This window comes from Gammaproteobacteria bacterium, from assembly GCA_029862005.1.
Taxonomy (GTDB): Bacteria; Pseudomonadota; Gammaproteobacteria.
In genome coordinates this window covers 40,202-46,717 of record JAOTYD010000026.1, presented here as the reverse complement: position 1 = coordinate 46,717, position 6,516 = coordinate 40,202, and the positions used below count along the sequence as shown (strand labels likewise).

The 6,516-nt window shown below is 53.3% G+C and carries 7 protein-coding genes; 3 read left to right on the top strand and 4 right to left on the bottom strand.

Annotated elements, in window-relative coordinates:
- Nucleotides 1-1,428, top strand: a 1,428-nt coding sequence (locus OES20_14580) for a GMC family oxidoreductase N-terminal domain-containing protein (GenBank protein ID MDH3635924.1), incomplete at its 5' end; no start/stop codon positions are given.
- Between the two features lie 61 nt (nucleotides 1,429-1,489).
- Here OES20_14580 and OES20_14575 read toward each other — a convergent pair.
- From OES20_14575 to OES20_14565, 3 genes are all read right to left on the bottom strand, one after another.
- Complete coding sequence (locus OES20_14575; protein MDH3635923.1) at nucleotides 1,490-2,464, bottom strand: TauD/TfdA family dioxygenase; 975 nt, start codon at nucleotides 2,462-2,464, stop codon at nucleotides 1,490-1,492.
- 288 nt (nucleotides 2,465-2,752) lie between these two features.
- A complete protein-coding gene (locus tag OES20_14570; protein MDH3635922.1) occupies nucleotides 2,753-3,574 on the bottom strand; it encodes a hypothetical protein in 822 nt (273 codons plus the stop codon).
- A gap of 423 nt (nucleotides 3,575-3,997) precedes the next feature.
- Nucleotides 3,998-4,327, bottom strand: a complete 330-nt coding sequence (locus tag OES20_14565) for a hypothetical protein (protein MDH3635921.1) — start codon at nucleotides 4,325-4,327, stop codon at nucleotides 3,998-4,000.
- Nucleotides 4,328-4,480: 153 nt separating this feature from the next.
- On the opposite strand from OES20_14565, the gene OES20_14560 reads away from it, so the two are divergent.
- Both OES20_14560 and OES20_14555 read left to right on the top strand, forming a co-directional pair.
- Nucleotides 4,481-4,933, top strand: a complete 453-nt coding sequence (locus OES20_14560; protein MDH3635920.1) for a hypothetical protein — start codon at nucleotides 4,481-4,483, stop codon at nucleotides 4,931-4,933.
- Nucleotides 4,934-4,985: 52 nt separating this feature from the next.
- A complete protein-coding gene (locus OES20_14555; GenBank protein MDH3635919.1) occupies nucleotides 4,986-5,279 on the top strand; it encodes a hypothetical protein in 294 nt (97 codons plus the stop codon).
- A gap of 103 nt (nucleotides 5,280-5,382) precedes the next feature.
- Here OES20_14555 and OES20_14550 read toward each other — a convergent pair whose 3' ends face one another.
- Nucleotides 5,383-6,252: a phytanoyl-CoA dioxygenase family protein gene (locus OES20_14550; GenBank protein MDH3635918.1), complete on the bottom strand. Its 870-nt coding sequence runs from the start codon at nucleotides 6,250-6,252 to the stop codon at nucleotides 5,383-5,385.
- Between the last annotated feature and the right edge of the window lie 264 nt (nucleotides 6,253-6,516).

The window sequence follows — 6,516 nt, the reverse complement described above, 5'->3', positions numbered from 1 at the left end:
GGTAAGGGTCTCGGTGGCACGTCGTTGATGAACGGATTGATCTACGTGCGCGGTAACCGCCTCGACTTCGATCGCTGGCATGACCTGGGAATCCCCGGCTGGAGATACGCCGACGTGTTGCCGTATTTCAAGAAATCTGAAACCGCTCCGCACCGCAATTCAGAATTCCATGGTCAAACCGGACCCTTGAAAATTTCACCGGCCGAAAATTACTGTCCCGTCAGCCAGATGTTTGTCGAAGCGGCGCAACAGGCAGGTGCCCCGCTCAATCATGATTTCAATGGCGCATCACAGATTGGCGTGGGCCGCTTCGATGCCACGGTCTTCAACGGCCAGCGACAGTCGACCTCCGCCACCTACCTGCAGCAACGACCCGCCAATTTGACCATTCTCACCGGTACCCGCGTGTTGCGCGTCGAATTCTCGGGTAATCGGGCGAGCGGGCTGCTGATCGAAGGTAACGCCGGACCACAAACGATAAACGCCGAGCGAGAAATCGTTTCCTGCCTCGGCGCATTCGAGTCACCGAAACTTTTGATGCTGTCCGGCGTCGGACCCGCCGATCACCTGCGGCGACACGGTATCGAGCCAATCGTTGATCTAAGCGGCGTCGGTGAAGCGCTGCAGGATCATCCCAATATGCCGCTCACCTTCGAAATCAACGACAGCAGCCTGAGCTTTGCCCGCTACCAGCGCCTCGATCGCGCCATCTCGCTGGCGATGCAGTACTGGTTCGGTAAAACCGGTCCCGCGACCGGCCCATTCTGGAGCACCGCGCTGTTTCATGCCTTCGATGGCGGCGAATTACCCGACCTCGAGGTCTACTGTACCCCGATGGTTGTCAGGGAGGGTGCCGGGGGTGCGGGCTGGAGCCTGCAAAATATTCTCAAACCGGGCCGCGCCATCCTGGCACGCGGCAAAACGGCGACCCCGGGCCTACAGTTTGATATCAACCTGCTGCGACCCGAAAGCCGGGGCAGTATCCGTCTTGCCTCGACTAATCCAGCCGAACCTCCGTTAATCGATCCAGGGTATTTCAGCCAGCAGAAAGACGTCGAGACCCTGATCGACGGGGCTGAACATATCCGCGAGCTGACGTCACAGCCCGCCATCAGTAAGATCGTCGGTAATGAAATCGCGTTGGGCCCGCAGGTAAAATCCAGATCGGCGATGGCGGCCGGTTTACGCCGGCACATCACCACCGGGCATCACCCGGTATCGACCTGCCGCATCGGCGCCGATGATGATGCGCAAGCGGTACTCGATGCGGAATATCGTGTTCGCGGAGTAGAGGGCCTGCTTGTAGTCGATGCCTCGGCCTTCCCAGGCCAGCTCAGCGGCAATCCGAACGCCGCGGTTATCATGATGGCCGAGCGCGCCGCCGATATGCTGCTGGCCAGGCCGCAGCTGGAACCCGCACAAATCTGACTAACGGGAGTGATGTTGTCCGCTAACTTCACCACGATATCCCGGGTCTTCGGCAATCCCGTTAATTATCTGAAGGCATTACAATTCGCTGGCGTTGAATCGGTTCGCTGACCAAAACGCCAATCCGTCTTTGCTCTCCGCGCTGCAGCTGGTACGGCGGGCGGGCATGGGGCCAGGTAATATTATCGAGTACCGCGATATCGCCAGGTTGCCATGGAATCGGGATCGAATGCCGGGCGAATATCCGGTCCAGCGTGTCCAGGTCTTCGCTGGAAAACTCGGAACCGTCGGCATAGGTGACATGATAAGGTCGCTGGTCATTGGGCAGGCTGTTGTACGGTGGCCAGTTGTCGAAGGCCCGTCCCAGCCGTGCCATCGACGTAAACAGCAGGTTGGTTCCGGTCCTGGGATCATACTCGAAGCCGACCTCGCTATAGGATACCTGCACCGAGCCATCCTCGCGCCGCAACAGTTGCCAGTCTTTATCCTCGCAGAAATCCTCCAGCTCGCCCCAGTCGGAGATTTCAAAGGCTTCCTGCCAGCTCTTGGTGCTGGGTATACAAGCCGGACTGTTGGCGTCTGCAAAGTTCCTGATATAGCGAATTCCCTTTTCGAATATTCTTTGTCCGGTTTTCATCACCCAAACTTCTTCAGTCACCCGCCGGTTATCGGCGATTACGGTTTCCCCACCAGTAGAAGGGATCTCGACACAACCAAACAGTATGTAGCGCGGATAGTAGGTCCAGAAGGACATTTCACAGTGCGGCTCGATGTTGGTGTAGTGTGGCTCGATACCGACTGACAATACCCCGGCCCCCATCGGTTTACGATGGCCGGTACCGCCGGTGTAATCCATTGGTTGTAAGTCCAGCAGTTCTGCCCAGGTCGCCATTTCGCTAAGCCTGGTCATGCCGGTGTTGCGCAACAGCGCGGCCCTTTCGACGTCCAGCTTACGATGGACTTCCGCAATCGCTTCGGTTCGGCCACTTCCCGAAAAATCTACCACCAGGTCTTCCAGGAACAATGATTTACTCATGGACAACTCGGAATCTTACTTCTCGGTCATTCTAATAACGTAAGGATTGTCGGACAATGACGCAGCACCAATCCCTTTGTATGCCCCTTTTTACTATTGCTGAGTGAACTTCCCAAGATAGTATACCTTTTGACAAGTAGCGAACTGCCGAATCGCCAGATATCCCCGATTTTGGGATAAAAGGGGCCGGACCCCTTTTTGTCCCATTACCTGAAATGACCACACCATAAAAAAGGCACGAAGCGTGTTCGTGCCTTTTTTGATTGCCACCAACCTGGGCAGACAGGGTTAAAAGGAAATTGTGCTGTCGAACACAAAAGTGCCACTGCCGTTATCCAGGTCTACATTTGCTGCGTTGATACCGGTCACCGTGATGCGTAGCCGGGTATTGTCAGCGCCCTCAACAATTAGCTGACCACTGTCAACGGTTAGAGACAAGGCATTACCTACCAAGGGCTGTGTCGTCGTAACCAGGAATCCACCGCCGGGAATGCCGGACAATGAAAAGCTAATGCTACTGGAAAAGTCCCCGCTGCCGAAATTTCCGGATTCACTCAGGTTCATTACGATGAAAATAGTGTCACTACCAATTTGGAAACTGAGCGTACCACCAAAAAGAAAACTGTAGTCTAAAGTGACGTCGTTCCAGCTGGTATCATAAGGAATGCTACCGTTGATCACTATCCCGCTGCCAACATCGCAGTTGGTAAAAGTGATCGTACCCGCTGCGCTATTTGCGGTTTCGTCAAATACTGCGATGGCGGTACCGGTAACGCATAAACCCGCACTGATGTCCTCGGTACGAGCTGCCTCTGAATTTCGATTCCTTTTAACAAACTGATTGATTACCCGATTGATAACCTGGGGTATCGAGGGGGCCTCTTCTGTTTTCAGCTGTGTGACCAGAGAAAAGGTATCCACAAAAGCCATGGTTGTAACGGCGGTGCTATTCGCATTGGTGGCGTCAAATCTTGCCGCATCACCCGGTAGTGTGGGCGTGGGAAAACCATCGTCTCCACCCCCACCGCCACTGCTTCCGCCACAGGAAACAAGGAGCACCATCGAACTGACTACGAGGAGCCTGCGGATAGGCAGGTTAATTCTATTCATTAAATTTTTCATATTGCTATTAATCTCATTCGAGAAATTCTAAAAATCAAAAGCTATTTATAGCATATAGGTGCTTAGCCTATTGAATAATGAGAACAACTTCCAAAGATTGGATTTTTGCTGTCAGCTTAGTGGACATTGGACTTCCCCCAAACCAGTGGAAACTTTTGACTGCTTATTCGGCCGCTCGTTTCCAGGGCCGTCTACACGTAGCTGCTGCAAAAAAAGTCCTTACATACGCACAACTGGGTAAGCGGAAATTTTAACCTCGATTCATAGACCGATTGGCGGTAGTGGTGCCCGATCGCTGTCGACAAATCATGGTTGCTGATGCGGAAATCAGTACACCATTCGTTACGATATATCAAAATTCAGTTGAACTGGCGCTGTAAGAATGAGCTTTGGTTTTATTTGAGACAGTGACTACCGGTTCAATAGATCGACAATATCGATGATCTCCCGGGTCGCCTGAATCAGGCGGATCAACTTCCCTTCCACGCGCACCGTGAGCAGCCCTTCCGAATCGACCGGAATGACGATCTCGCTGTGGCTATAAATGGGTTCCGCCAGGATTTCCCCTCTGACCAGTTTTCGTTGCCAACCCGGTGGCAGCGAACCGCCTCGATCCAGCTTCATCTGCAATCCCTGCGGAAGCTGCTTATCCTTGTTCTTATGTTTCGCGTTGGCGGCAAATGCTGAGCCGGAACACAGGCTTAACACCAGGGCAAACGTCATTAGGCTTTTCAGTTTCATTCCTGAGCTCTCTCACTTTTACGTTGCTTTTCAGTATAGTAGACAAAACAGAAGTTCGTTGCCGTTCGCCAAAATAAGCTTTAGCCTGCACGTTTTTGTTACCGGGACGAATGGTGAAAGTCAGCGCCAAGTCGCAAATAAAATCAGGTACCGATGAAACAAAACCCACACTTTGAGACAGCGCTCTCCTGGGCAGAAGCCGAGGCCATGGTTACTTTCAAACCTTTCAAACCTTCCCGAACTGACGGTTACACGCTGCGGTCTATCGCTATCTTCGTCCGGGATCACAAGCACCGGGAGCTGCCCGCCAGCGAAAGAAGCCTGGAGGCGCACTACGAGGGCTTTGTGTTGACCCAGGTCCTCAAAGGCGAGGACGTAGCCAGGCGCCTGGCGCTGGAGGTACCCTACGGAAAGCTACCGGTGAAGACGAAAATTGCCGGCCACGAAGCACGCAGGTATGAGCTCGGACCGCAACCCGAAGCAGATGATATCGATCCACGCAGTCCTGCCGTGATCGTGTGGCACGATGCGGAGCTGTTGCTGTTAATTGCCAGTGACCGACTGCCAGCCGACACCCTCATCCGCATAGCCGAATCGGTCTATTAGGGTTGCTACCGAACACTACAAGATTGAGTAAAATTATTAACGAGGTCTGTGAATGTCTGCCAGGGAGATAGAAAAATTACGACAGCACCACCATGCGACAATCGGGTTGTTTGTCGCCTTCTGGCTATTTACCCTGGTTGCCATCGGAATCATTGAATTCGTCGAGATTAGCGAGCGCACTCGAGACAGCCTGATCGGCACCATATTCGGCGGGGCTATCGTGCTGTTGCTACTTCAATTTGCAAAACGCTGCCCAAAATGCCGCGCCAACCTGGGTTGGCAATTGCGGCTTGGAATACCCAGGCACTGCCATAAATGCGGTGCCGTGCTGAGACCGGATCCTTGAGTAGAGGATTGAGATAGCGGCGACATTGTCGATCGGACAGAAACCGGCAGCCGTCGGGCATTTCAGGGGACGGCATACCTGTTATGTATTAGACCGGCGGTGTCTATGCTTCGACCGATCCCCTGACCAGTGGGAATTTCCGGCTGATCAACCGATCGCCGCTAACCAGTTCCGCATCCAGGTAGGTTTCGAGCGCGGGCATTTCATCGTAGGTAACGTCATCGCCGAGCCAGTTCACCGAAAAGGCAGCACGCCTGCGATCAAGATTGTTACCGGGTGCGCAGTGGAGAGTATACGAATTCCAGATCAGCATGTCGCCCGGCTCCATCGCCGTGTTCAGAATCTCAATCCCCTTGTCATTATCGATATCCGGTACCTCGGGGCGATCCTTGCGAACGTGCCGGTAATCGTGATCCTGGTTCTCGAAATTCACGGCCCGATACAAAACTCCCGCTTGATGTGAGCCGCGATAAAAGCGCAGTGCCGTCGATCGGGGAATCGGATCGAGCGCTATCCAGCTGTTAATCACCTTGCGACCCCGCGCTGGGTAATAGGCGTGATCCTGGTGCCAGGGTGTCGCCGCATTCTCGCTGTGGGCCTCCTTGATCAGCAGGAAATCATAGTACAGGCACAGGTAGCGCGATTCGAGGAACGGCCAGGCCAGGTCCGCGACGGGGCTGTCAAAAATGAAACGTTCGAATGGCTCTACGTTCTGCCAGGCCTGCGAGCTGACCGAGAACTGGCCCTGGTCGCCCTTTTTTCTGACGACATCGAGATTGGTACTCGCACCCTGTAAAGCCTGCTGAATACCAAGCTCGATAACATCAAGCCAGTCATTCGAGATCGCGTTGCGCAAACACACCACGCCATCTTCTTTATAGGCGCGCACAGCATCCGGACCTATAACATTCTCGACAATCCGAAACTCCGGTACATCCTGCGGTTTCGCTTTTGACCGATGTACTGATTGCATGCCAGAACCCATGTAAGAATTAGCCCAAGGTAACCATAAACGCGCCGAAATCGAAAGCGTAAATCTTGATTTAGTGTCGACTGCATCACATTGTTTCAATAATCAAATCGTTAGGCTTTATCCGTTGTCAGCTTCCACGCTTCCCAAAAATCGATTTGGAACTGGCAACTGCTTAATGACTAACCCCGCTACTTGCAAAAGTGCGGGGTTCTTTTTTGCACACTCCGCGATGTGATAATAAAAGCAAAAGTTGATATATTTCGA

Excerpts from the sequence above, each read along its gene's own strand:
- OES20_14575 (MDH3635923.1), bottom strand. The coding sequence starts at position 2,464 with ATGAGTAAATCATTGTTCCTGGAAGACCTGGTGGTAGATTTTTCGGGA.
- OES20_14570 (MDH3635922.1), bottom strand. The coding sequence starts at position 3,574 with ATGAATAGAATTAACCTGCCTATCCGCAGGCTCCTCGTAGTCAGTTCG.
- OES20_14565 (MDH3635921.1), bottom strand. The coding sequence starts at position 4,327 with ATGAAACTGAAAAGCCTAATGACGTTTGCCCTGGTGTTAAGCCTGTGT.
- OES20_14560 (MDH3635920.1), top strand. The coding sequence starts at position 4,481 with ATGAAACAAAACCCACACTTTGAGACAGCGCTCTCCTGGGCAGAAGCC.
- OES20_14555 (MDH3635919.1), top strand. The coding sequence starts at position 4,986 with ATGTCTGCCAGGGAGATAGAAAAATTACGACAGCACCACCATGCGACA.
- OES20_14550 (MDH3635918.1), bottom strand. The coding sequence starts at position 6,252 with ATGCAATCAGTACATCGGTCAAAAGCGAAACCGCAGGATGTACCGGAG.